General features: G+C 74.8%; 24 protein-coding genes. 12 read left to right on the top strand and 12 right to left on the bottom strand.

What is annotated here, in order from left to right; genetic code table 11:
- The first annotated feature begins 9 nt into the window (after nt 1-9).
- Entirely contained in the window at nt 10-1,308 is a 1,299-nt protein-coding gene (gene xseA, locus AC1050_RS06975) for an exodeoxyribonuclease VII large subunit (protein ID WP_482387253.1), read from the top strand.
- A gap of 4 nt (nt 1,309-1,312) precedes the next feature.
- Here xseA and AC1050_RS06980 read toward each other — a convergent pair whose 3' ends face one another.
- Nucleotides 1,313-2,077, bottom strand: a complete 765-nt coding sequence (locus AC1050_RS06980) for an SDR family oxidoreductase (RefSeq protein ID WP_482386628.1) — start codon at nt 2,075-2,077, stop codon at nt 1,313-1,315.
- Between the two features lie 101 nt (nt 2,078-2,178).
- Between AC1050_RS06980 and AC1050_RS06985 the strand changes: the two genes are divergently transcribed.
- From AC1050_RS06985 to AC1050_RS06995, 3 genes are all read left to right on the top strand, one after another.
- On the top strand, nt 2,179-3,030 hold the full coding sequence (locus AC1050_RS06985; RefSeq protein WP_482386629.1) for a helix-turn-helix transcriptional regulator: 852 nt from the start codon (nt 2,179-2,181) through the stop codon (nt 3,028-3,030).
- A 431-nt stretch (nt 3,031-3,461) separates the two neighbouring features.
- On the top strand, nt 3,462-3,698 hold the full coding sequence (locus AC1050_RS06990) for an exodeoxyribonuclease VII small subunit (protein ID WP_482386630.1): 237 nt from the start codon (nt 3,462-3,464) through the stop codon (nt 3,696-3,698).
- A gap of 63 nt (nt 3,699-3,761) precedes the next feature.
- Nucleotides 3,762-4,700: a carbohydrate kinase family protein gene (locus AC1050_RS06995; protein WP_482386631.1), complete on the top strand. Its 939-nt coding sequence runs from the start codon at nt 3,762-3,764 to the stop codon at nt 4,698-4,700.
- A gap of 157 nt (nt 4,701-4,857) precedes the next feature.
- Here AC1050_RS06995 and AC1050_RS07000 read toward each other — a convergent pair whose 3' ends face one another.
- The 4 genes from AC1050_RS07000 to AC1050_RS07015 are packed head-to-tail and all read right to left on the bottom strand — an operon-like array spanning nt 4,858 to nt 9,344.
- Nucleotides 4,858-6,183, bottom strand: a complete 1,326-nt coding sequence (locus AC1050_RS07000; protein WP_482386632.1) for an ABC transporter ATP-binding protein — start codon at nt 6,181-6,183, stop codon at nt 4,858-4,860.
- 37 nt (nt 6,184-6,220) lie between these two features.
- Complete coding sequence (locus AC1050_RS07005; protein ID WP_482386633.1) at nt 6,221-7,069, bottom strand: carbohydrate ABC transporter permease; 849 nt, start codon at nt 7,067-7,069, stop codon at nt 6,221-6,223.
- Entirely contained in the window at nt 7,069-8,055 is a 987-nt protein-coding gene (locus AC1050_RS07010; protein WP_482386634.1) for a carbohydrate ABC transporter permease, read from the bottom strand. The genes AC1050_RS07005 and AC1050_RS07010 overlap by 1 nt, the downstream gene beginning before the upstream one ends.
- Complete coding sequence (locus AC1050_RS07015; protein WP_482387254.1) at nt 8,052-9,344, bottom strand: sugar ABC transporter substrate-binding protein; 1,293 nt, start codon at nt 9,342-9,344, stop codon at nt 8,052-8,054. The genes AC1050_RS07010 and AC1050_RS07015 overlap by 4 nt, the downstream gene beginning before the upstream one ends.
- 169 nt (nt 9,345-9,513) lie before the next feature.
- Between AC1050_RS07015 and AC1050_RS07020 the strand changes: the two genes are divergently transcribed.
- On the top strand, nt 9,514-10,182 hold the full coding sequence (locus tag AC1050_RS07020) for a carbonic anhydrase (protein ID WP_482386635.1): 669 nt from the start codon (nt 9,514-9,516) through the stop codon (nt 10,180-10,182).
- A gap of 73 nt (nt 10,183-10,255) precedes the next feature.
- Nucleotides 10,256-11,668, top strand: a complete 1,413-nt coding sequence (locus tag AC1050_RS07025; RefSeq protein WP_482386636.1) for a class II fumarate hydratase — start codon at nt 10,256-10,258, stop codon at nt 11,666-11,668.
- A 77-nt stretch (nt 11,669-11,745) separates the two neighbouring features.
- Here the strand turns inward: AC1050_RS07025 and AC1050_RS07030 are convergent, their stop codons facing one another.
- Together AC1050_RS07030 and AC1050_RS07035 are read right to left on the bottom strand one after the other, a co-directional pair.
- A complete protein-coding gene (locus tag AC1050_RS07030; RefSeq protein ID WP_482386637.1) occupies nt 11,746-13,851 on the bottom strand; it encodes a methyl-accepting chemotaxis protein in 2,106 nt (701 codons plus the stop codon).
- Between the two features lie 155 nt (nt 13,852-14,006).
- Nucleotides 14,007-14,489 carry a MarR family winged helix-turn-helix transcriptional regulator gene (locus AC1050_RS07035; RefSeq protein WP_482386638.1) on the bottom strand — a complete coding sequence of 161 codons (483 nt, stop codon included), beginning with the start codon at nt 14,487-14,489 and terminating at the stop codon, nt 14,007-14,009.
- A 73-nt stretch (nt 14,490-14,562) separates the two neighbouring features.
- On the opposite strand from AC1050_RS07035, the gene AC1050_RS07040 reads away from it, so the two are divergent.
- Nucleotides 14,563-15,660 (top strand): FUSC family protein, encoded by a 1,098-nt coding sequence (locus AC1050_RS07040; protein WP_482386639.1) that lies wholly within the window; start codon nt 14,563-14,565, stop codon nt 15,658-15,660.
- 76 nt (nt 15,661-15,736) lie between these two features.
- The gene (locus AC1050_RS07045; RefSeq protein WP_482386640.1) at nt 15,737-16,606 is read left to right on the top strand and encodes a hypothetical protein; all 870 of its coding nucleotides are present in this window, start codon (nt 15,737-15,739) and stop codon (nt 16,604-16,606) included.
- A 71-nt stretch (nt 16,607-16,677) separates the two neighbouring features.
- On the opposite strand, the gene phoH2 is transcribed toward AC1050_RS07045, so the two are convergent.
- Together phoH2 and AC1050_RS07055 are read right to left on the bottom strand one after the other, a co-directional pair.
- A complete protein-coding gene (gene phoH2, locus AC1050_RS07050) occupies nt 16,678-18,024 on the bottom strand; it encodes an RNA 5'-3' helicase PhoH2 (protein WP_482386641.1) in 1,347 nt (448 codons plus the stop codon).
- Between the two features lie 295 nt (nt 18,025-18,319).
- Entirely contained in the window at nt 18,320-19,081 is a 762-nt protein-coding gene (locus tag AC1050_RS07055) for an isoprenyl transferase (RefSeq protein ID WP_482386642.1), read from the bottom strand.
- Nucleotides 19,082-19,283: 202 nt separating this feature from the next.
- Between AC1050_RS07055 and trhA the strand changes: the two genes are divergently transcribed.
- Nucleotides 19,284-19,955 carry a PAQR family membrane homeostasis protein TrhA gene (gene trhA / locus AC1050_RS07060; protein WP_482386643.1) on the top strand — a complete coding sequence of 224 codons (672 nt, stop codon included), beginning with the start codon at nt 19,284-19,286 and terminating at the stop codon, nt 19,953-19,955.
- Nucleotides 19,956-20,039: 84 nt separating this feature from the next.
- On the top strand, nt 20,040-20,642 hold the full coding sequence (locus AC1050_RS07065) for a hypothetical protein (protein ID WP_482386644.1): 603 nt from the start codon (nt 20,040-20,042) through the stop codon (nt 20,640-20,642).
- Here AC1050_RS07065 and AC1050_RS07070 read toward each other — a convergent pair.
- Genes AC1050_RS07070 through mca form a run of 3 tightly spaced genes read right to left on the bottom strand, consistent with a single transcriptional unit; the run spans nt 20,618 to nt 22,640 of the window.
- Entirely contained in the window at nt 20,618-21,445 is an 828-nt protein-coding gene (locus AC1050_RS07070; RefSeq protein WP_482386645.1) for a carbon-nitrogen hydrolase family protein, read from the bottom strand. The genes AC1050_RS07065 and AC1050_RS07070 overlap by 25 nt on opposite strands.
- Nucleotides 21,442-21,786, bottom strand: a complete 345-nt coding sequence (locus AC1050_RS07075; protein WP_482386646.1) for a hypothetical protein — start codon at nt 21,784-21,786, stop codon at nt 21,442-21,444. Before AC1050_RS07075 ends, AC1050_RS07070 begins: the two co-directional genes overlap by 4 nt.
- Complete coding sequence (mca, locus tag AC1050_RS07080; RefSeq protein WP_482387255.1) at nt 21,783-22,640, bottom strand: mycothiol conjugate amidase Mca; 858 nt, start codon at nt 22,638-22,640, stop codon at nt 21,783-21,785. Before mca ends, AC1050_RS07075 begins: the two co-directional genes overlap by 4 nt.
- A gap of 136 nt (nt 22,641-22,776) precedes the next feature.
- On the opposite strand from mca, the gene AC1050_RS07085 reads away from it, so the two are divergent.
- Both AC1050_RS07085 and greA read left to right on the top strand, forming a co-directional pair.
- Entirely contained in the window at nt 22,777-23,187 is a 411-nt protein-coding gene (locus tag AC1050_RS07085; RefSeq protein WP_482386647.1) for a DUF4307 domain-containing protein, read from the top strand.
- A gap of 220 nt (nt 23,188-23,407) precedes the next feature.
- A complete protein-coding gene (gene greA / locus AC1050_RS07090) occupies nt 23,408-23,896 on the top strand; it encodes a transcription elongation factor GreA (RefSeq protein ID WP_482386648.1) in 489 nt (162 codons plus the stop codon).
- Nucleotides 23,897-24,006 lie beyond the last annotated feature (110 nt).

Genomic DNA, 24,006 nt, shown 5'->3' on the forward strand with positions numbered 1-24,006 from the left:
GCCCCCTCGGTGCCGACCACGCCGTCAACGCCCTCGGCGCCGAACGAGCTCCCCGCCCGCGCCGCCGAGACGACGCCCGAGCGGCCCTGGCCGGTGCGGCTGCTGTCCGCGAAGATCGCCGACTACGTCGCCAAGATGTCGGCGCTGTGGGTGGAGGGCCAGGTCGTGCAGCTCAACCGCCGGCCCGGCGCGAACGTCGCGTTCCTGACGCTGCGGGACACCGACACCGACATGTCGCTGCCGGTGTCCCTGCCGGCGCAGGTGCTGGCCGCGGCCGAGACGCCGCTGGCCGAGGGTGCCCACGTCGTCGTGCACGCCCGGCCCACGTTCTGGACCAAGCGCGGCACGCTGCAGCTGAACGCCGACGCCGTGCGGGCGGTCGGCGTGGGCGAGCTGCTGGCGCGCATCGAGCACCTCAAGCGCGTGCTGGCCGCCGAGGGGCTGTTCGACGCGGAGCGCCGGGTGCCGCTGCCGTTCCTGCCGGCGGTCGTCGGGCTGGTGTGCGGCCGGGAGTCCAAGGCCGAGCACGACGTCGTGGTCAACGCGCAGGCGCGCTGGCCGCAGGTCGAGTTCGTCGTCCGCGAGGTCGCGGTGCAGGGCGTCAGCGCCGTGCCGCAGGTCAGCCGCGCGATCGCGGAGCTCGACGCCGACCCGCGCGTCGAGGTGATCGTGGTCGCCCGCGGCGGCGGCTCCGTGGAGGACCTGCTGCCGTTCAGCAACGAGAGCCTGGTCCGCGCCGCCGCGGCGTGCCGCACGCCGCTGGTGTCCGCGATCGGCCACGAGACCGACACCCCGCTGCTCGACCTGGTCGCCGACTACCGCGCCTCGACGCCGACCGACGCGGCCAAGCGGATCGTGCCGGACGTCGGCGAGGAGCGGGCCCGGGTCGCCCAGGCCCGCGCGCGCATCCGGTCGGCCGTCGAGCACCGCGTCGCCCGCGAGGAGCACGGGCTCGCGCAGGTCCGCAGCCGCCCCGTCCTGGCGCGCCCGCACACGATGGTCGAGGGCCGCGAGGCCGAGGTGCACCGGATGCGGGACCGCGCCCGCCGGTCGCTCGACCACGCGCTGTCCGGTGCGGTGGCGTCCACCCGCGCGCTGGCCGCGCAGGTGCGCGCGCTGTCCCCCGCCGCGACGCTCGAGCGCGGCTACGCCGTGGTGCAGACCGCCGACGGCACGGTGGTCCGGGACGCCGCGACGGTGTCCGCGAAGGACTCGCTGCGTGTCCGGGTCGCCAGCGGCGAGCTGATGGCGACCGTGCTGGCCGTCGCACCCGCCCGCCGCCGGCCCCCGGCCGCACCGGACGCCTGATCCGCTACTTCCCGTGCGGGTCCCGCCGGTTCAGCGCCGTCACCACCTGGGCGTAGTCGCCGCGGGCCTCGCCGTACCGGAGGAACTTCACGCGCTCGACCTGGATCTCCGTGGCGTCCGGCTGCGCCTCGACCAGCGCCACGACCTCCGCCACGAACTCGTCCAGCGGCATCGCGTCGGGGTTGTCCCGGTGCCCGGGCAGCAGGTCCGTGGCGACCGACGGCGGCTCGAGCTCCAGCACCTGCACGCCGGTCCCGGCCAGCTGCAGCCGGATCGACTCGCTGAGCATGTGGATGAACGCCTTGCTCGCGTTGTACGTCGGCGTCACCTGCAGCGGGGCGAACGCCAGGCCCGAGGACACCGTGACGATCGCGGCGTCCGGACGGGTCTGCAGGTGCTCGACGAACGCGGCGATCAGCCGGATCGGGCCGAGCACGTTGGTGGTCACCGTCTGCTCGGCGGTGCCGAGGAACCCGGCCGGGTCGGTCCAGTCCTCCACGCGCATGATGCCGGCCATCGGGACGAGCACGTTCACCTCGGGGTGCTCGGTGATCACGCGCTTGGCGACCTCCGCCACGTCCTCGGCGTCGTTGGTGTCGATCCGGTAGCCGTGGATACCGGGCTGCTCGGCGGTGATCCGGTCGAGCAGCTCGGTGCGCCGGCCGCCGACGATCACCTCGTTGCCCTTCGCCTGCAGGGCGAGCGCGAGCGCGAGGCCGATGCCGCTGGTGGCGCCGGGGATGAAGATGGTGTTGCCGCTGATTCGCATGCTCCGAGTCTTCGACGTCCCCGCCGACCCTGCCAGGGAGAGGTTGTCGGGGGACCCGGGATCCCTGGTTCACGGGCGGCACCGGTGCCGATACTGCTCGGGTGGATCGCGACGCACTGGCCGACTTCCTCGTCCGGCACCGGGAGGGCCTGCGCCCCGGCGACGTCGGGCTGCCCGCGGGGGTGCGCCGGCGCGCGCCCGGCCTGCGCCGCGAGGAGGTCGCGCAGCTCGCGGTGATGTCCACCGACTACTACACGCGCCTGGAGCAGCGGCGCGGCCCGCAGCCGAGCACGCAGATGCTCGGCTCGCTCGCCCGCGCGCTGCGGCTCACGCCCGACGAGCGCGACTACCTCTACCGCGTGGCCGGGCACAGCGCACCGGACCGGGTCGCGCGCGACGACTACGTCGCCCCGGGCCTGCTCCGGGTGCTGGACCGGATCACCGACAGCCCGGCGCTGATCCTCGACGGGCTCGCCCGCACGCTGGTGCAGAACGACCTCGCGCGGGCCCTGTTCGGCGACGTCGAGACGCTCAGCGGCTGGGAGCGCAGCGCCATCTTCCGCTGGTTCGCCCACCCGGAGACCGAGCGCCTGATGTACCCCGAGGAGGACCGGGACCGGCAGAGCCGCGCGCAGGTCGCCTCGCTCCGCGCGAGCCTCGGGTCGACCGGGCCCCGGTCCCCTGCGGCCGACCTGGTGCGCGAGCTGTCGGCGCGCAGCCCCGAGTTCGTCGCGATCTGGGCGGCGCACGAGGTCGCCCGGCGGTTCGAGGACCACAAGGTGCTGGTGCACCCGCAGGTCGGGACGATCGAGGTCGACTGCCAGGCGCTGTTCACCGAGGACGGCTCGCAGACGCTGCTGGTGCTGACGGCCGCGCCGCGCAGCGAGGCGGAGGGCAAGCTCCGCCTGCTGGGCGTGCTCGGCACGCAGGAGTTCGCCGACCGCGACCGCTGACCGACGTCGCCCCTGAGCGGTGCTGGGCGCCGCCGCGCGTCGACGGCCCCCGGTCGCCCGTCGGGGGCCGGCCCGTCGTGCGGTCACCGCGCCGGGCGTCCGGGCGTCCGGGCGTCCGGGCGTCCGGGCGTACCGCGCCCGCAGGACATGTTCCTCCGCGACGACGTGGACACCGCATGCACCGCGTACCAGGTGTCCACGTCGTCCAGCAGGCACATCCCCTCGGCCCCCGGGACACCGCGTACCAGGTGTCCACGTCGCCCGGCAGGCACATCCCCTCGACCTCCGGGACACCGCGTACCAGGTGTCCACGTCGTCCGGCAGGCACATCCCCTCGGCCCCCGGGACACCGTGGACCCAGCGCCCACGCGCCGCGCCCGCCGGACGGCTCGGGTGGACACGGCGTCCCAGGTCGTTGGTTAGATGGGTGCGTGAGCGACACGACCCCCGCACCGGACGCCGCGAGCGTCACCGAGCTGTCGTACGAGCAGGCCCGGGACGAGCTCGTCGCCGTCGTGGCCCGGCTCGAGGCCGGCGGCGCGACGCTGGAGGAGTCGCTCGCCCTCTGGGAGCGCGGCGAGGCCCTGGCCGCCCGCTGCCAGGAGTGGCTGGACGGCGCCCGTGCGAAGCTCGACGCGGCCCGCGGCGGGGACGACGCCGCGTCCTGACGACGGTCGCGCCCCCGACCTCGATCCCCCACCCGGCACCGGTGCCGGAACCGAAGGAGACCCATGACCGAGCAGACCGCCGCCCGCGCCCTCGTCGTCGGGGAGGCCCTGGTCGACGTCGTCCTGCGCCCCGGGGCCGAGCCCGCGGAGCACCCGGGCGGCAGCCCGGCGAACGTCGCCATCGGCCTGGGCCGGCTCGGTCGCCGGGTGGACCTGCTGACGTGGCTCGCCGACGACGCGCACGGCGACCTGGTCCGTGCGCACCTGGCGGGGTCGGACGTGCACGTGCTGACGGGCGACCGGGCGCCGGACCGCACCCCGGTCGCGCGCGCCCACCTGGACGCCGACGGCGCCGCGACCTACGAGTTCGACCTCACGTGGGACCTGCCCGGCCGGTGGGACGAGGGCGCCGACGCCCCCCTCGTCGTGCACACCGGCTCGATCGCCACGGTCATCGAGCCCGGCGGCGAGGCGGTGGCCCGGCTGCTCGCCGACCGCCGTGCGACGTCGACGCTGACCTACGACCCCAACCTGCGGCCCGCCCTGATGGGCAGCCCGGAGGAGACGCTCCCGGTGGTCGAGCGGCTGGTCGCGCTGGCCGACGTCGTCAAGGTCTCCGACGAGGACCTCGCGTGGCTGCACCCGGGCGTGGCCCCGGTGGAGATCGCCCAGGACTGGCTCCGCCGCGGGCCGTCGCTGGTGGTGGTCACCCTGGGTGGCGAGGGCGCGCTCGCGCTGACGGCGGGCGGGGACGAGGTCATGGTGACCGCACCGCCCGTCGAGGTGGCGGACACCGTCGGCGCCGGGGACTCGTTCATGGCCGCGCTGGTCGACGGCCTGTGGGGCGCGGACCTGCTCGGCGCCGACGCCCGCGAGCGCCTGCGCGCGATCGACCGCCCGACGGTGGAGCGCGTGCTGGTGCGGTGCGCCGCCGTCGCCGCGATCACCGTCTCCCGCGCGGGTGCCAACCCCCCGACGAGCGCGGACCTCGGCGAGTCCTGAGCCCCGCGGCAGCTGGGGGCCCCGCGCTCCTGCGCGCCCCGCGTGCCCGCATGCCTGCGCGCGTGCCCGAGGTCGTCAGACGTCGGCGAGGTCGTCACTCATGAGTGACGACCTCGCCGGCAGGTGACGACCTCGCGGGCGCGACCGGACGTCGCGGTCAGCTGGCGGCGCGGTGCCGGCCTGCCGAGGCGTCCGCGCCGCGCGGGGCGTCGGCGGAGCGCTGCCCGTCCGTCGAGCGCTGGGCGTCGCGCTGGGCGCGCTCGAGCGCGGCCCGGCGGTCCTCCTCGGTCTCGGAGTCGATCCGCTGGGCGTCCTCGTCGCTGTAGGTGAGGTTCTCCCCGGACTCGGGGTCGAACACCATCAGCCGCCGCGGGTCGAACCACAGCTCGGCCTCGCTGCCGTCGCGGACGCGGCTCTCGGACCCGAGCGCGACGATCATCTGCGTCCGCATCCCCTCGCCGTCCAGGTCGCGGTCCAGCTCCTCGAGCTTCTGCGCGACGTCGGCGTGGGTCTCGAACGGGATGTAGGCGTACAGCTCGGCGCCGAGCCACTCGACGACGTCGACCTCGGCCCGGAACGTCGCGCCCTTGGCGAGCTTGTCCTCGTCCAGCACCTTCGCGTCCTCGACGTGCTCGGGCCGCAGGCCGACGATGACCAGCTCCCGGCCGTCCAGCTTGCCGCGCACCGCCTCCGGGACCGGCACCTCCCCGAAGGGCAGCTTCAGGGTGTCGCCGCGCACCTCGCCCGGCAGGAAGTTCATCGGCGGGGAGCCGATGAACCCGGCGACGAAGAGGTTGACGGGCTGCTCGTAGAGCGCGCGCGGGCTGGCGACCTGCTGCAGCTCGCCCTTGCGCAGCACCGCGACCCGGTCGCCGAGGGTCATCGCCTCGGTCTGGTCGTGCGTCACGTAGACGGTCGTGGTGCCGAGCCGGCGCTGCATGCGGGCGATCTCGGTGCGCATCTGCCCGCGCAGCTTGGCGTCCAGGTTGGACAGCGGCTCGTCGAACAGGAACGCCTGGGCGTCCCGGACGATCGCGCGGCCCATGGCGACGCGCTGCCGCTGCCCGCCGGAGAGGTTCGCGGGCTTGCGGTCGAGGTGCTCGCGCAGCTCCAGGGTGTCCGCCGCGTACTCGACGTTGTCCTTGATCTGCTCCTCGGTGTACTTCCCCTTCTGCAGGCGCAGCGGGAACGCGATGTTCTCGTACACCGTCAGGTGCGGGTACAGCGCGTAGTTCTGGAACACCATCGCCAGGTGCCGGTCGCGCGGGGCCTTGTCGTTGACGACGTCGTCGCCGATCTTCAGCTCGCCGGAGGTGATGTCCTCCAGGCCGACGATCATCCGCAGCAGCGTGGACTTCCCGCAGCCGGACGGGCCGACCAGGATGACGAACTCGCCGTCCTTGATGTCCAGGCTGACGCCGTTCACGGCCGGGTAGCCGTCGCCGTACTTCTTGACGATGTCGGTCAGGGTGATGGATGCCATGGCTCTTGCCTCCTGAGGGGTCCGGGCGTCGCGGGCGTCAGCCCTTGACCGCGCCCTGGGTCAGCCCGGACACGATCTGGCGCTGGAACAGCAGCACCAGGACGACCACGGGGATGGTGACGACGACGGCGGCGGCGGAGATCGCGCCGGTGGGGTCCTCGAACTGGGACGCGCCGGAGAAGAACGCCAGCGCGGCGGGCACGGGCCGGGCCGCCTCGGTCGAGGTCAGCGAGATGCCGTACACGAAGTCGTTCCAGGCGATGAAGAACGCGATCAGCGCCGTGGTGAACACGCCCGGCGCGGCGAGCGGGACGATGGCCTTGCGGAACGCCTGCCACGTCGTCGCGCCGTCCACCTGCGCGGCCTGCTCCAGCTCCCACGGGATCTGCCGGAAGAACGCCGTCAGCGTCCAGATGGAGATCGGCAGCGTCAGCGACAGGTACGGGATCACCAGGCCGGCCCAGGTGTCGTACAGGCCGATGGTCCGCCACAGGTTGAACAGCGGCGTGACGATCGAGATGACCGGGAAGATCGACACCCCGAGCGCGGTGGTGAGGATCAGCTTGCGGCCCGGGAACTCCAGCCGGGCGATGGCGTAGGCCGCGAGCGTCGCCAGCACCGACGAGATCGCCGTCGCGATCAGCGAGATGCCGATGGAGTTGCGCAGCGAGGACAGGAACAGCTCCTGAGCCGAGCCGTCCGGCGCGAGGATCTGCTCGTAGTTGGTCCACGTCCACGTGGTCGGCAGGAACCTGCCGGTGGTGAGGTCGCTCGGCAGCTTGAACGACGTCGCCATGATCGACACCACCGGGAACAGCGCGTACAGCAGCACCGCCACCGTGATGGCCGCCCAGGCCACCTTCTGCTTGCGGGACAGCGCGCCCATCACTTCTCCCCCCGTGCACCCGCGAGGTCGACCTTGAAGATCTTGATCGCGATGAAGCAGATGATCATCACGCAGACGAACAGCAGCACCGAGATCGCGGAGCCGAGTCCGATCTCCAGCCGCCCGATCGACGTGCGGTACGCCAGCAGCGACAGCACCGTGGTGCCGTTCGCGCCGTTGGTCATGATGAAGACGTTGTCGAAGATGCGGAACGCGTCGAGCGCCCGGAACAGGACGGCGACCATGATGGCGGCCTTCATGTTCGGCAGGACCACGCGCCGCATCCGCTGCCACCAGGTGGCGCCGTCGACCTGCGCGGCCTCCTCCAGGTCGCCCGGCACCTGCGCCAGACCCGCCAGCAGCAGCAGCGAGATGAACGGCGTCGTCTTCCACACCTCGGAGGCGATGATGACGAACAGGCTGGTGCCGGTGCCCGCGAACCAGTTCAGGTCGGAGCTGATGCCCGGCACCCAGTCGAACCAATGGTTCACGTACCCGGAGTCGATGCTGAACGCGTAGAACCACGCGAACGCCGAGACCACGGTGATGATGCCGTAGGGCACGAGGATCGCGGTGCGGAGCAGCCCACGGAGCCGGGTGATCGCCCGGTGCATGATCATCGCGAGCGCGAAGCCGAGCACCACCTCGATCGCGACGGTGATCACCATGATCAGCGTCGTGACGCCGAGCGACTGCCAGAACACCGGGTCGCCGAGGATCACGCCGTAGTTGCCGAGCCCGATGAACGCGCGGTCGTCCGGCGCGGTCAGCCGGTTGCGGAACAGCGACTCGTAGACCGCCTGCGCGATCGGGTAGGCGGTGACGGCCAGCATCACCACGAACGCGGGGCCGGCGAGCAGCCAGCCGAGGCGGGCCTCGGCGCGGGCCCGGTCGCTCTTGCGCGGCTTGGACGCCCTCGCGGGACCGGTGCCCTGGGTGCTGCGGTCGGTGACGGCCGCGCCGGCACCCGTGATCTCGGTACTCACAGCAGTCGCTCCCCTCGCAGCACGGCGGTGATGAAGTCGGTCGACTCCTGCGGCGTCGTGTCCGGGTCGACGGAGAGCGGCGGGTGCCACGTCTCCTGGAGGCCCTGGGAGACCTCGTTGTAGTACGGGGTCTGCGGACGCGGTGCCGCCTGCTCGAGGGACTGCCGGATGACGTCCGCCATCGGGAACGTCTCCTGCACCTCGGGGTCGTCGTAGGCGACGGTGCTGGCCGGCGGGTTGCCGTCCGACACGAAGTACGCGGCCTGGTTCTCGGGCTGCACGATGCAGGCGGCGGCCTCGTAGGCCTCGTCCACGTGCTCGCTGAAGGCGCCGACGCCGAGGTTGATCCCGCCGTACGGCGGTGCGGCGCCCTCGCCCTCGACCACCTGCGGGTAGACGGCCCAGCCCACGTCGTCCAGGAACGACTGCTCGAGCGTGCCGTCCTCGACCGCGCCCTGCATCGCCGGCCACACGAACGGCCAGTTGACCATGAACGACCCGCGGTCCCCCTGGAACTGGGACAGCGACGCGTTCTCGTCCTGCGTCGGCAGGCCGGGGCCGCCGAGCCGCTCCGACCCGATCTCGCCGATGATCCGCGCGGCCTCGCGGCCCGCGTCGCTCTCCAGGCCCAGCTCGACGTCCTGGGCGTCCGCCTCCGGCGTCTCGACGATCTGGCCGCCGGCCGACTCCACCAGCGCGTTGATCCACACCGTGTAGGCCTCGGCCTTGATGCCCTGCACGCCGAGGTCGAGGTCCGCCTCGCGGGCCGCGTCCATCACCTGGTCCCAGGTGACGGGCTGCTTCGCGGGGTCCAGCCCGGCCTGCTCGGCGACGGACTTCTTGTACCAGAGCAGCTGCGTGTTGGCCCAGAACGGGACGGTGACCAGCTCGTCGCCCCAGGACGCGCCGAGCAGCGCACCCTCCGCGACGTCCTGGCTGACCTGCTCGGCGATCTCCTCGGGGACCGGGGCGAGGAACCCCGCGTTGGCCAGCTCCGGGATGAACGGCGGGTCCAGGCTCATCAGGTCGATCGACGAGTCCCGGGCCGCGAGGCGCCGCGCCAGCTGCTCGCGCTGCGAGCTCGCCTCGCGGGGCAGCACCGAGACCTCGATCCGGTACGCACCGCCCGCCTCCTCGGTGCACTGCTGCGCCAGCGCGGCCTGCCCGCCGGCGTCCGGGTTGGTGTACCAGGTGAGCACCGGGGTGTCGTCGGCCGGCGCGCACGCCGCCAGTCCCGCCCCCAGCGCGAGCACCGTGGCCCCGGCGATCGCCCTCGACCGTCTCCGCACGCTCACCGCTCCTCCTGCCGGTCGCGTGCGCCCCACCAGGGCGTCCGCGACGTTCTCCACGTCCCCCATGGCTACACCGGACCGGACGGGGCTGCCACCGGAGCACCCGGCCGGCGGGGCGCGTGGACACGCGCACGGAGCACGGGCGCGGCGGTGCGACGATGTGCGCATGGCACAGCTCACGACTCCCGCCGAGGCCTGGTCGGCACTGCGCGCGGGGAACGACCGGTTCGTCCACGGCGCGATGGAGCACCCGTCGCAGGGCTTCGAGCGGCGGGCCGAGGTCGAGTCCGCGCAGCACCCGTTCGCGGTGCTGTTCGGCTGCTCGGACAGCCGGGTCGCGGCCGAGATCATCTTCGACCAGGGCCTCGGGGACATGTTCGTGGTCCGCACGGCGGGGCACGTGCTGGACACCACGGTCATCGGGTCCATCGAGTACGGGGTCGAGGTGCTCGGTGCGCCCCTGGTGGTCGTGCTCGGCCACGACTCGTGCGGCGCCGTCGCCGCCGCGACCGCCGCGCTGACCACCGGCGAGCTGCAGCGCGGGTTCGTCCGCGCCGTCGTGGACCGCGTGATCCCGAGCATCGTCGGCATGGCGCACGGCACCGACGCCGAGGGCCGGCCGCGCGACCTGTCGACGATGGACCCCGCGGACCTGGGCCACGAGCACGTGCGGCACACGGTCGACATGCTGCGCTCGTACTCCGTCACGCTGGCCGAGGCGATCGACGCCGGCCGGTGCGCCGTGGTCGGCGTGGAGTACGCGCTGTCGGACGGCCGGGCCCGCCTGACGACCGTCGTGGGCGACGTCGACGAGGAGCCGGTCAGCCCGGTGTGACCTGCGCCACGCACCGGGACGAAGGTCCCGGTGCGTGGCGACGAGGGCGGTCCGCGATGGCAGGATGCCGCGCATGAGCATGCACGCTGACGACGACGTCGAGTACCGCATCGAGCACGACACCATGGGCGAGGTCCGGGTGCCGGCGGCCGCCCTCTACCGAGCGCAGACCCAGCGCGCGGTGGAGAACTTCCCGATCAGCGGCACGGGCCTGGAGCGCGGCCACGTCGCCGCCCTCGCCCGGGTCAAGAAGGCCGCCGCCCTGGCCAACGCCGAGCTCGGCATCCTGGACCGCCCCGTCGCCGACGCCATCGCCGCCGCGGCCGACGAGGTCGCCGACGGCCGGCACGACGCGCACTTCCCGGTGGACGTCTACCAGACCGGCTCCGGCACGTCGTCCAACATGAACATGAACGAGGTGCTGGCCACGCTGGCCACCCGGGCGCTCGGCACCGACGTGCACCCGAACGACCACGTGAACGCCTCGCAGTCCTCCAACGACGTGTTCCCGACCTCGGTGCACGTCGCCGCGACCGACGGCGCGGTCAACGACCTGGTGCCGGCCCTCGAGCACCTGGCCGCGTCGCTGGAGCGCCTGGCCGCGCAGCACGCCGGCGACGTCAAGGCGGGCCGCACCCACCTGATGGACGCCACCCCCGTGACGTTCGGCCAGGAGTTCGGCGGCTACGCGGCCGCGGTCCGCCGCGGCGTCGAGCGCGTGCAGGCGGCGCTCCCCCGCGTCGCCGAGGTCCCGCTGGGCGGCACCGCGGTCGGCACCGGCATCAACACCCCGGCCGGCTTCCCGCAGCGGGTGATCGCGCTGCTCGCCGAGGAGACCGGCCTGCCGCTGACCGAGGCGCGCGACCACTTCGAGGCGCAGGGCGCCCGCGACGGGCTGGTCGAGCTGTCCGGCGCGCTGAAGACCATCGCCGTCAGCCTCACCAAGATCTGCAACGACCTGCGCTGGATGGGCTCGGGCCCGAACACCGGCCTCGGCGAGATCCGGATCCCCGACCTGCAGCCCGGCTCGTCGATCATGCCGGGCAAGGTCAACCCGGTGATCCCCGAGGCCGTGCTCATGGTGGCGGCGCGGGTGGTCGGCAACGACGCGACCGTGGCGTGGGCCGGCGCGTCCGGCTCGTTCGAGCTCAACGTGCAGATCCCCGTGATGGGCCAGGCGGTGCTGGAGTCCGAGCGGCTGCTCGCCGCCGCGTGCCGGGTGCTGGCCGACCGGACGGTCGACGGCATCGAGGTCGTCGTCGAGCGCGGCGCGGCCTACGCCGGGTCCTCCCCGTCGATCGTCACCCCGCTGAACCGGGTGATCGGCTACGAGGCCGCCGCGAAGATCGCCAAGCACGCGGTGGCGCAGGGCATCACCGTCCGCGAGGCGGTCGTGGCGCTCGGCTACGTCGAGCGCGGCGAGGTCACCGAGGCCCAGCTCGACGAGGCCCTGGACCTGCTGAGCATGACCCGCCCGAAGGCCTGACGCCGACGACGACGCCCCGCCACCCGCTGGGGAGGAACCGGTGGGTGGCGGGGCGTCGTGCGGTGCGGGGCCGCCCGTCAGCGGGCGAGCGTGAACTCGTCCGCGCCGCGGGCGAGCTCGGCGGCGACGTCCGTCAGCGAGACGACGGCCTGGCGCACCTCGGCCGCCCCGTCGAACGCCTGCCCGGCGGCCTCGGCCACGTCGGCGGCGCTGCCCGCGATGTCGCTGGTGCTGGACGCCGCGACGACCAGGTTCCGCTCGATCTCGGACGTGGTCGCGCTCTGCTGCTCCACCACCGCGGACACCGCGCCCTGCAGCCCGTCCACGGTGTGCACGGCCTGCGAGATGCGGCCCACCGACGCCTGCACGTCCGCGGCGTCCCGGGTGACAGCCTCGAGCACCGGGCCGATCGTGCCGATGGCGTTGGAGGTCTGCTGCGCGAGGTCCTTGACCTCCCCGGCCACGACCGCGAACCCGGCCCCGGCAGAACCGGCCCGCGCCGCCTCGATGGAGGCGTTCAGCGCGAGCAGGTGCGTCTGGCTGGCGATGGTGGTCACGGTGTCCAGCACCGCGGCGATCTGCGAGGTGGAGGCCGCCAGCCGGTCGGCGGCCGAGGCGGCGTCGGCGGTGATGCCGACGGCCTGCGCGGCCTCGCCGGACGCGGCGGTGACGTCCTGGGCCACCGACTCGATGGACGAGCGCATCTCGGTCATCGCGGCGGTGACGGTCTGCACCTCGGTGCTCACCACCGACGCGGACCCGGCGGCGCCCTCGGCCCGCGCGACGGTGCGGCCGGCGGCCTCCTCCAGCGTGCCGGAGGACCCGTCCAGGCGACCCGCGGTGCTGCGGACGGCCTCGGCGCCCTGCTGCATCCGGGTCAGGGCCGCCCGCATGGCGTCGATCGCCTCGCCGAGCGCGGACCCCATGACGCCGATCTCGTCCTGGCCCTCGCCCCGCACCTCGACCGACAGGTCGCGGTCCGCGACCCGGCGCAGCGCGGTCGTGAGCCGCCCCACCCGGCCGACGACCCGGCCGGAGATCCACACGACCAGCGCCACGGCCAGCACCGCGACGACCAGGCCGACCACCAGCAGGGTGAGCATCAACGTGCCCGCACCGTCCTGCAGCTCGGTGGAGACCGCGCGCATCTCGGCGTCGAAGCCCCAGGCGGCGATGGTCCAGCCCCACGGCGCGTAGCGGGCCACCTGCACGGAGGCCGCGCCGGCATCGCCGAGGTCGACCCGCTCGGTGGCGGTCTCGCCCTCGGGCAGCTCGGCCGCGGCCTCGACCAGGCGGGTCGCGTAGGCCTCACCCGCGGCGTCCACCTGGGCCGCCGAGTCCCCGGCCTCCGCGCCCGGCGGCGGCACGACCCAGGCGCCGTTCGCGTCCGCGACGGTCAGGTACCCCTGCTCGCCCACGGTCACCTCGGCCAGCGCGGCGCGCAGCGGCTCGTCGACCTGGCTCTGCGGGACGCCCACGAACAGCGCGCCGACCACCTCCTCGCCCTCGAGCAGCGGCGCGTACGCCGTCACGTAGGGCTGCCCGACCACCAGCGCGGTCCCGTAGTACGCCTCGCCGGACAGCAGCGCGGACACGACCGCGTTCGGCGTGCCGTCCGCGCCGGTGGCGCCGATCGCCGTGCCGATGACCCGGTCGCCGTCGTCGTTCGTGACGCTGGTGGCGACGCGCAGCATGTCGCCGTCGGCGTCGACCCGCTGGAACACGGTGACCGCGGCGCCGAGCAGCGAGCTGATCTCGTCCACCACGGGGACGGTCGTCGCGGGGTCCGTGGTGCGGCCGAGCCAGGTGCCGCCGACCAGCAGCTGCGGCAGGTCGACCTCGGTCTGCTCCTTCGTGGTCTGGTCGGTGACCGTCCAGTGCTCCGGCGCGCCGAACGACAGGTCGCCCGCCTGGGCGAACGTCTGCTGCGCCACGCGCAGGTCGGAGGCCATCCGGTCGGTGACGGTCGCGACCTGGGTCTGGACCAGCGTCACGGCCTGGTGGGTGGTCTGCGACATGGAGTCGCTCACCAGGCGGTCGACGTCGTCGCCGGCGTCGGACGCCAGCCCGGTGACCTGCCAGCCGCCGACGGCGGTGAGCAGGGCCGCGGTCACGGCGACGGCACCGGCTCCGGTGGCGACGAGCTGAGCGCGCAGGCTGCTGCGCAGTCGGGGCAGGGGCACGGGGGAACTCCTGGGCCGAGAGGGGCGGACGCCGGCGGGGGTGTGCCGAGGTCATGTCTCCGGGCTCATCGGCGGGACATTCGTCCCATGTAAGGCGTCACAGGGGGTGTAACGGCGCGGCGTGGCCGACTTCACCCGGGAACCTCGGCCCGGCGTCAGGCCCCCTCGACCCGCACCAGCACGCGGGAGAGCAGGTCCGCGAGCCGGTCCGCGTCCGCCGGGCTCAGCCCGGCGAGGGCCTCTGCCTCGCGCGCCAGGTGCTCGGGCATCAGCCGGTCGACTGTCACCCGTCCGGCCGCCGTCAGCTCCAGCAGCACGCCGCGGCGGTCCCGGTGCGGCACGCCCCGGGCGACCAGACCCGCCCGCACGAGCGTGTCCGCGCGCTTGGTGATCGCGGCACCCGAGGCGGCGGTGATGGTCGACACCTCGGTGGCCCGCAGCGGCCGGCCGGCCCGGCGCAGCGCGCACAGCAGGTCGAACTCGCCCCGGCTGAGGTCCGCGGCAACGAGGTCGGCCTCGGCCCGCGCGGCGAGCAGCGCGGCGATGCGGGTGATCCGGCCGGCCACCGCGATGGGGGCCACGTCCAGCTCCGGCGCCTCGCGCTCCCAGTCCGCCCGCAGGCGGTCGACGCTGTCCACGGCCGCCACCCTAACCGGCGTGAGTTCGTTCACGAATCATTTACCCGTGAAGCAGTTCCCGTACCCTGGTCACGTGCACCGCCTCCACCTCCTCGCCGCCCTGCTGCACCCCGAGCAGCTCCGCGCCGCCGTGCGCCCGCACCGCGGCGGGCCCAGCACGCGTCAGGCCCTCGGCGGTGCGCTGCGCTGCGGCGCGAGCGTCGCGCTGGCGTTCGTCCTGGTCGCGGCGGTGGGCCGGCAGGATCTCGCTGGGTACGCGGCGCTCGGTGCGCTCGCCTCCCTGTACGGGCGCTCGTCCGGCTACGCGTGGCGCGTGCGGCTGATGGCCCTCGTCGGCGCGGCCCTCGCGGCGTCCGTCGCGGTGATGTCGGCCCTGGCCGCCGCCGGGGCGCCGACGGTCGCCGGGCTCGCGGCGCTGACGCTGCTCGCGGCCGGCGCGACCGCGGGCGCGGCGGCGCTCCGCACCGGCCCGCCCGGGGCGACCATCCTGGTGTTCGCCGCGGGCGCCGGCACCGCCCCCGCGGCCGGTGCCGGGGACGTCGTCGCGCGCACGGTGACCGTGCTCGCCGGTGCCCTGGTCGCCGTGCTCGTGTGCAACGCCGGCGTGCTGGCCGACCGGTGGCGCGGCCGCGCCGTCGAGCCCGCGCCCGCGCTGCGCGACGTCGTCCGCTCCGGGACCGCCGGCGGCGCGGCGCTCGGCCCCGCGATCACGGTCGCGGTCGCCGCGGCGCTCGCCTCGACCACGGCGGTCCTCGCGGGCTGGGGCCACCCGGCCTGGGCCGTGATGGGTGCGGCCGCCGTGCTGCAGGGCACGCACGTCCGGCACATGGGGGTGCGGGCGCTGCAGCGCGCCGCCGGCACCGCGTGCGGCGTCGCGATCGCACTCCCGCTGCTCGGTGCGGACCTCGGCTTCGTCGCCGTCGCCGCGCTGGTCGTGGTGCTGCAGACGGTCACCGAGCTGGTCGTCGCCCGGCACTACGGGGTCGCGATGCTGACCATCACGCCGATGGCGCTGCTGATGACGTCGATCGGCGGTACGGCGGACCCCGGGGCGCTGGCCCTGGACCGCGCTCTGGACACCGCAGTCGGCGCCGTCGTCGGGCTCGTGGTGGCGGTCGCGGCGGCGCGGCCGGAGCACGTCGCCCCGGAGGCATCCTTGGCGCGGGTCTGACAGGCCCGGGTACCCCGCCGGGCCGCACCGGCGCCGTTGCTAGGGTCCGGGTCGACCACCAGCCCAGGAGGAGCACGTGAGCCGACCCCTGCCGTCCGGCCGCCCGCGGACCTGGGCGACGAGGTCGTCCGACGAGCGCGCCCCGGGTGCGGGGCGCGCGCTGCACTGGTCCATCGCCGTGCTCAACGTGGTCGTCGCGACCGCGCTGCTCGTCGTCACGGCCCTGATCGCGGTGCAACCCGCCGACGAGCGGCCGTGGAGCGCGGGCGTGATCGCCGCCGCGGGCCTGGCGGGCGTGGCGTGGCTGGTCGTCGGCATCAGCTTCCACCGCAACTACCTGCACGTCCCGCCCCCGGACGAGCGGAAGGTGACCCTGACGACCGTGGACGGCGAGCCCGCCGTGGTCATGGCGTGGCGCCGGACGTTCCAGCGCCAGCCGCTGCTGATCGCGTGCGTCGTGGTCGCCGCCGGGCTGGCCCTCACGGCCGTGCTGGCCGCCGACGGCAACCCCGGGTGGTGGCTCGCGCTCGTGTTCGTGGTGCCGGTGGCCCCGTTCCTGCCGGACCGGTTCGTCGAGGCGACCCGGCCGGTGCGGCTGGTGCTCACCCCGCGCGGCATCGGCGCGGCGGGACCCGAGGGCGACGCCTGGCTCGACTGGGACGACGTGCGGGGCATCGCGCGCGAGCGGGACAACCAGTGGTGGGTGATCCGCGTCGTCGGTGTCGACGACGCGCCGTCGTGGCGGTTCCGCCGCCGGCCGAGGATCCTCTGGGCGCGCACCCCGCCGCGCCCGTGGATCGACGTCCCCGGCCCGGCGTTCACGGTCGAGCCCGTGCACGTGATCGAGGCGATCGCGCACTACCGGCGCACGCCGGCCGCCCGCGCCGAGCTCGCCACCGAGACCGGCCGCCGCCGCGTGGCAGGGCCGCCGGCCGCCTTCCGCTGACCTGGTCGACCCTTCCGGCGCGGCCGCTCCCCTCCTGCGCAGCCGGATCGCGCAGGAGGGGACGCTCCGGGTCAGAGGTCGATGCCCTCCAGCATCTCGGTGACGAGGGCCGCGACGGGCGACCGCTCGGACCGGGTCAGCGTGACGTGCGCGAACAGCGGGTGGCCCTTGAGCGCCTCGATGACCGCCGCGACGCCGTCGTGCCGGCCGACGCGCAGGTTGTCCCGCTGGGCGACGTCGTGCGTGAGGACCACGCGCGAGCTCTGCCCGATCCGGGACAGCACGGTCAGCAGCACGTTCCGCTCGAGCGACTGGGCCTCGTCCACGATGACGAACGCGTCGTGCAGCGAGCGCCCGCGGATGTGGGTCAGCGGCAGCACCTCCAGCAGGTCGCGGTCGATGATCTCCTCGACGACCTCGCGGCTGACCACCGCGCCGAGCGTGTCGAAGACGGCCTGCGCCCACGGGTTCATCTTCTCGGACTCGCTGCCCGGTAGGTACCCGAGCTCCTGGCCGCCGACCGCGTACAGCGGGCGGAACACCATGACCTTGCGGTGCTGCCGGCGCTCCAGCACGGCCTCGAGCCCGGCGCACAGCGCCAGCGCGGACTTGCCGGTGCCGGCGCGCCCCCCGAGCGACACGATGCCGACGGCCTCGTCCAGCAGCAGGTCGATCGCGACCCGCTGCTCCGCGCTGCGGCCGTGCAGGCCGAACACGTCCTGGTCGCCGCGGACCACCTGCACGTGCTTGTCCGCGGTGATCCGGCCGAGCGCCGAGCCGCGCGGGCTGTGCAGCACCAGGCCGGTGTGGCACGGCAGCGACGGGGCGTCCGGGAGGTCGGCGAGCGGCAGCGACTCGTGCTCCCACAGCTGGGCCATCTGCTGCTCGGTCAGGTCGAGGGCGTCCATGCCGGTCCAGCCGGAGTCCACCGCCAGCTCGTGCCGGTACTCCTCCGCCCGCAGCCCGATCGCCGACGCCTTGATCCGCATCGGCAGGTCCTTGGACACCACGGTGACGTCGCGCCCCTCGGCCGCGAGGTTCGCCGCGCACGCGAGGATCCGGGTGTCGTTGTCCCCGAGCCGGAAGCCCGCCGGCAGCACCGCCGGGTCCGCGTGGTTGAGCTCGACCCGCAGCGTGCCGCCCTGGTCGCCGATCGGCAGCGGCGCGTCCAGGCCGCCGTGCTGGATCCGCAGGTCGTCCAGCATCCGCAGGGCGCTCCGGGCGAAGTACCCGAGCTCGGCGTGGTGGCGCTTGGCCTCCAGCTCGGTGATCACGACGACCGGGAGGACGACGTCGTGCTCGGCGAACCGCGTGATCGCCTTCGGGTCGGACAGCAGGACGGAGGTGTCCAGGACGTGCGTCCGGCGCCCCTCGTCGGTGTCGGTCGAGGCGGTGGCGGTTCCCAGCTTGCTGACCACGGCAGGCTCCCTCCGGCGCTGCGTCAGCGCCGCATCGGGCCCCTCACGTCGTGCCCGTGCGGGCAGGTGCGACGCGGGGTGACGGGACGAGGTCGGCCGGTCCTCGGGAGGACCGGGGCCGGCCCTCCCCCCGGAGCTGGTGCTCCATGGGCTGGCCTCCCGGGGACGGCTGGTGCCGTCCGTTGCTCGGAAACTACGCCCGGGGTCCGACACCGCGAGGCACATCCCGGGCGTGTCGCGCGTCACGAAACGCGATGTTCACCCAGGCGTCGCGCGGCCGTCGCGCGGGGGGTCGTCAGCGCCCGTGCCGGCGCTCCCGCGCCGCGTAGTCGCGCACCGCGCGCAGGAAGTCGACCCGCCGGAAGTCCGGCCAGTACGCCTCGCAGAAGTAGTACTCCGAGTGCACCGACTGCCAGAGCATGAACCCGCCGAGCCGCTGCTCCCCCGAGGTGCGGATGACCAGGTCGGGGTCCGGCTGGCCCTTGGTGTAGAGGTGGTCGGCGATGTGCTCGACGTCGAAGGTCGCGGCGATGTCCTCCAGCGACGCGCCCTCGGCGGCCCGCTCGGCCAGGTACGAGCGCACGGCGTCGGCGATCTCCTTGCGCCCGCCGTAGCCGATCGCGACGTTGACGTGCATGCCCTGCACGTCGGCGGTCGCGGACTCGGCGTCCCGCAGCGTCCGCACCGTGTCCTCGGGCAGCAGCGCGAGGGAACCCACGGCCTGCAGCCGCCAGCGCCGGGTCGCGGCCAGCTCGCGCACCGTCTCCTCGATGATGCCGAGCAGCGCGTCCAGCTCCTCCGGGTCGCGCGCGAGGTTGTCGGTCGACAGCATCCACAGCGTGACGACCTCGACCCCGACCTCCTCGCTCCACTCCAGGAGGTCGGCGATCCGGTCCGCGCCGCGCTGGTGACCGGTCGCCGTCGACTCGCCCAGCTGGCGCGCCCAGCGCCGGTTGCCGTCCAGGATCACCCCGACGTGCCGCGGTGCACGGTCCCGCGGGAGCGACGCCGCGAGCCGGCGCTCGTACAGCCCGTACAGCGGGTGGGGCAGGCGCACGTGCGGGACTCCTTCGACGGGGCGGCGGGCGGTGCTCACGCTACCGCCCGCCGAGACCTGCGGACCGTGCGTCCGACGCGCGGGGCGAGGAGGATCTGTGCAGGCCCGCGGCGCGCGGCGGTCACGACCTACGCACCCGTAACCTACGCAGTCGTAAGTTAGGCTGACCCGGTCCCACCGCCCCGCTCCAGGAGGTCCCGTCGTGAAGGTCGCCGAGACCGCCGAGCAGGTCGTCGACGCCGTCAAGCCGCGGCTGCGCGGCTGGATCCACGCCGGCATGTTCCCCGTCGCGACCGCGGCCTCGGTCGTGCTGGTCGTGCTGGCGCCGACGGTGCCGCTCACCATCGCCTCCGCCGTGTTCGGCGGGGCGGCGATGCTGCTGTTCGGCACCAGCGCCGTCTACCACCGCGGCACCTGGTCGCCCCGGGTCGCCGGCGTGCTGCGCCGGCTGGACCACACCAACATCTTCCTGGTCATCGCCGGCACGTACACGCCGCTCGCGGTGGCGCTGCTGCCCGCCGACACGGCCCGCACGCTGCTCATCATCGTCTGGAGCGGCGCCCTGGTCGGGATGCTGGCGCGGATCTTCTGGCTCGGCGCCCCGCGCTGGGTCTACGTGCCCGTCTACATCGCGCTCGGCTGGGTGGCCGTCTGGTTCCTGCCGGCGTTCGGGCGGGCCGACAACGGCGGCGCGGCCGTCGTGTGGCTCGTCGCGGGCGGCGGCCTGGCGTACACGCTCGGCGCGCTGGTCTACGGGCTCAAGCGCCCGAACCCCAGCCCCCGGTGGTTCGGGTTCCACGAGGTCTTCCACCTGCTGACCGTCGTCGGCTGGAGCTGCCACTACGCCGCGGCGGCCATCGCCGTCCTCGGCTGAGATCGCACCGCCGAACCGCCCCCGCAGCGCGCCGTCGCGCGGCACACTCGTCCGTGGCGGTGACGAGCAGCGGGGGGCGCACGCATGACCACGACGGTGAACGACCTGGTCCGGGACCTCGGCCCGGCCGCCGCGATCACCGCGGGGCTGGGCGGGATCGGCTACTGGGTGAACGGTCTCACCGTCCCGCAGGCCGAGGTCCTGGTCCGGGTCGCGCCCGGTGCCACCGGGCTGCCCCGGACGGCGGACCTGCCGCTGCGGGCGGTGTCCACCACGGCCGAGCTGACGTTCTGGGGCGTGCACGGCGGCGACCGGGCGGTCACCCGGCTCGGTGACGTGCTGGCGCTGCTCCTGCTGGCGGCGGTCGTCGGCACCCTCACCGCGCAGGCCCGGCGGGACGGCGGCGCGGGCCGCGCGTGGCCGCTCGTCGCCTCCCGACCCGCCACCGCGACGGGCCTGCTGGTGGCGGCGTACGGGGTGCTGCCGGGGATCGGGACGTGGATCTCGTCCGCCACGGTGCTCGTGCTCGCGGGCGAGCCCGACGGCCTCTCCCCTGCCGGGCTGGACGTGCAGGTCGGCTGGGTCGTCGCCGGCCTCGGCTACGTCGCCGTGACCCGGACGGTCCGGGTCACCGGGCTGCTCGTCCGGCTGGGTCCGGCGGGTCAGCCCGCCGGGACCACCCGGTAGCGGCGGTTCGCCAGCGACGGGTTCGACTCCCGCACCCCGGCCAGCGCGGCGGGGTCCAGGTCGACGGTGCGCAGCTCGGGCTCCTCGCCCATCTCCATCCCGACGACCCCGTCCGGGCCGACCACGAGCGAGCGCCCCGTGACGCCTCGCCCCGCCTGCCCGACGGCGACGACCACCGCGGTGTTCTCGATGGCGCGCGCCGTGGCCAGGGTCCGCCAGTGCATCGCCTTGAGCGGGCCCGCGGCCCACGCCGCCGGCACCAGCAGCACGTCCGCGCCCGCGTCGACCACGCGCCGCGCGGACTCGGGGAACCGCAGGTCGTAGCAGGTGAGCACGCCGAGCCGCACGCCCGCGACGTCCAGCACGAGCGGCGCGGCATCGGCCGGACCCGGCTCCAGCCGCTCGGACTCGCGGTGCCCGAAGGCGTCGTACAGGTGCACCTTGCGGTAGACCCCGGCGAGCTCGCCGCCCGACGTCACCGCGACGACCGCGTTGACGCCGCGCTCCGGGTCCGACCCCGGCAGCGTCGTGCCCGCCACCACGGCGACCCCGTCCGCGGCCGCGCGCTCGCGCAGCAGCGTGACGAACGGGCCGTCGAGCGGCTCGGCGTGCTCCGGGCCGGTCCCCCGCGGGTCGAAGCCCGAGGCGTACTCGGGCAGCACGAGCACGTCGGCCCGCGCCCGCGCGGCCGTGTCGAACGCGCCGCGCACCACCGCGCGGTTCGCGGCGTGGTCGTCGCTGACCCGGAGCTGGCCGACCGTCACCCGCACCGCGGGCCGCTCGGGCGGCGGGACGGCGGTCATCCGCGGCCGGTCGGCGCCGGGCCGTCGCCGGGCCCGGGCGCGCCGGTGCTGCCGTCGGCGTCGGGCTCGCCGGCCGCGGCGCGCTGCGCGTCCTCCTCCGCCTCGCGCCGGCGTGCGTTGCGGTCGACGACCCGCAGGTGCCGGAACAGCGAGAACCCGAGGGCGATCACCGCCGCGGCGACGGCGAACGTGACGAGGAACCCGAGCAGCCCGGGCGAGGTCTGGTCCTCCGGCGGGATCTCGATCGTCGACGGCGAGGGCGACGGCTCGGCGCCGGTCAGCGCGCCGGCGGCCTGCAGCAGCGCGCCGTGCCCGACGGCCAGCAGGGCGGCGGCGCTCACGCGAGCACCTCCCGCACGCCGGCGAACAGGTCGTCCTCGGGCAGCGTGGTCGGCACGCGCGACTCCGCGAGCTCGTACTCCTCGGTCGGCCACACCTCGAGCTCCAGGTCCCGGGGCATCGCGAAGAAGAAGCCCTCGGGGTCGATCTGCGTGGCGTGCGCGCGCAGGGCGGCGTCGCGGGCGTCGAAGTGCTCGTGCACGTCGACGAACGTGGTGACCTCCCGCTCGGGGATCTCCCGCGCGGCGCGGGACTCGACCCACTCGCCGAACGGCGACTCCAGGCCGCGCTCGACCATGGCCTCGTGCGCCGAGCGGATCCGGGCCATCGAGAAGCCGTGGTTGTAGTAGAGCTTGAGCGGCGTCCAGGGCTCCCCGGCGCCGCGGTACCGCTCGGGGTCGCCGGCGGCGTGGAACGCCTCGAAGGCGACCCGGTGGCACATGATGTGGTCCGGGTGCGGGTAGCCGCCCGTGGGGTCGTACGTCGTGATGACGTGCGGCCGGAACTCGCGGACCAGCTCCACCAGCGGCCGGGACGCCTCCTCGAGCGGCTGCAGCGCGAAGCAGCCCTCGGGCAGCGGCGGCAGCGGGTCCCCCTCCGGCAGGCCGGAGTCGACGAAGCCGAGCCAGTGCTGCCGGACGCCGAGCGCCTCGGCGGCCGCGGCCATCTCCACGCGCCGGAGCGCGCGCATCTCCTCGATCCCGCCGTCGAACGGCGGGTAGTGCGGGTTCAGCACGTCGCCCCGCTCCCCGCCGGTGCAGGTGACGACGAGCACGTCGACGCCCTCCGCGGCGTACCGGGCCGTCGTCGCCGCCCCCTTGCTCGACTCGTCGTCCGGGTGGGCGTGCACCGCCATCAGGCGCAGCTGCTCGGTCACGGTGTCCTCGTGGTCCTCTCCTCGTCACCGGTGCGGCGCCCGGCGCGAGACAATGATCGCGCACCCCGCCGACATCTCTGCGCCACCGCGCGCGGCCGACCACCAGGAGCAGCGCGTGACGGCAGCCCCCGACCCCGCACCGAGCCCGCCCGCCGGGCGGTACGGACGGCCCGACACGCCCGGCCGCCGCCGGGCCGCGCGGGTGTCGGTCATCGCGCTCGCCGTGGTGGCGGTCGCCGTCGTGGTCTGGATCGGGCTCGGGAACGCCGGCACGCCGGTGCGGTGGGACGAGGTGGGCTTCACGGTCGACGGGCCCACCAGCACCGAGCTGCGGTTCGACGTCACCAAGGACGCCGACGCCACGGTCACCTGCCGGGTGCAGGCGCTGTCGGACAACTTCGCCGAGGTGGGCGTCCAGACCGTCACCGTCGGACCCGCGGGCACCGCCACCCAGCGCGTCACGGCGACCATCCCGACCGCCGAGATCGCCGTGTCCGCGGTCGTCGTGGGGTGCGACCCCGCCTGACCGCGGTGGATCCGGGGCCCGCGGGCTCGGTGGTTGCTATGCTTGCCGATTCATACGCCGCCCCGGTCCGACGTCGCCCGACGTCGCCGCAGGTCGACGCGACCGCGAGGCAACGGCGCACCCCGCTCACGCCCCCGCGACGTCGCACGCCTGACCGGGACCGACGACATGGGGGCGCGCCCAGCGCGGGCGCGCCCCGCACGCAGCGAAGGAGAAGGACGTGACCGACACGACGCAGGCCGCCACGTGGCTGACGCAGGAGGCCTACGACCGGCTCAAGGCGGAGCTCGAGCACCTCGAGGGCCCCGGCCGCGCCGAGGTCACCGAGCGGATCGCCGCCGCGCGCGACGAGGGCGACCTCAAGGAGAACGGCGGCTACCACGCCGCCCGCGAGGAGCAGGCCAAGCAGGAGGCCCGCATCCGCGAGCTCAAGGAGAAGCTCCGCAACGTCCAGATCGGCACCCCGCCGGACGACGGCGTCGTGGAGCCCGGCATGGTCGTGACGGCCGAGGTCGCCGGCGACGAGATGGTCTTCCTGCTCGGCTCCCGCGAGATCGCCGGCTCCGCGGACATCGAGGTGTTCTCCCCGACGTCCCCGCTCGGCGCGTCCATCAACGGCCGCGCCGTCGGCGACACGGTGTCCTACACCGCGCCGAACGGGCGCGAGATCCCGGTGGCGATCAAGGCCGCGAAGCCCTTCGCGGGCTGACCCGCAGCACCCGCGAGGGCCCCGACCGCACGCCGCGGCCGGGGCCCTCGCGCGTGCGGGGCCGACGGTGCGGGGTCGACCGGGCGGGGTCGCCGGGCCAGGATCGCGTC

It is taken from the genome of Cellulomonas sp. NEAU-ZC6, from assembly GCF_056844425.1.

Bases quoted from the DNA above. Each gene is read 5' to 3' on its own strand.
- AC1050_RS07000 (WP_482386632.1), bottom strand. From the start codon at position 6,183: ATGGCATCCATCACCCTGACCGACATCGTCAAGAAGTACGGCGACGGC.
- AC1050_RS07005 (WP_482386633.1), bottom strand. From the start codon at position 7,069: ATGGGCGCGCTGTCCCGCAAGCAGAAGGTGGCCTGGGCGGCCATCACG.
- AC1050_RS07020 (WP_482386635.1), top strand. From the start codon at position 9,514: ATGGCACAGCTCACGACTCCCGCCGAGGCCTGGTCGGCACTGCGCGCG.
- AC1050_RS06980 (WP_482386628.1), bottom strand. From the start codon at position 2,077: ATGCGAATCAGCGGCAACACCATCTTCATCCCCGGCGCCACCAGCGGC.
- AC1050_RS07070 (WP_482386645.1), bottom strand. From the start codon at position 21,445: ATGACCGCCGTCCCGCCGCCCGAGCGGCCCGCGGTGCGGGTGACGGTC.
- mca (WP_482387255.1), bottom strand. From the start codon at position 22,640: ATGGCGGTGCACGCCCACCCGGACGACGAGTCGAGCAAGGGGGCGGCG.
- AC1050_RS07025 (WP_482386636.1), top strand. From the start codon at position 10,256: ATGAGCATGCACGCTGACGACGACGTCGAGTACCGCATCGAGCACGAC.
- AC1050_RS07065 (WP_482386644.1), top strand. From the start codon at position 20,040: ATGACCACGACGGTGAACGACCTGGTCCGGGACCTCGGCCCGGCCGCC.
- AC1050_RS06995 (WP_482386631.1), top strand. From the start codon at position 3,762: ATGACCGAGCAGACCGCCGCCCGCGCCCTCGTCGTCGGGGAGGCCCTG.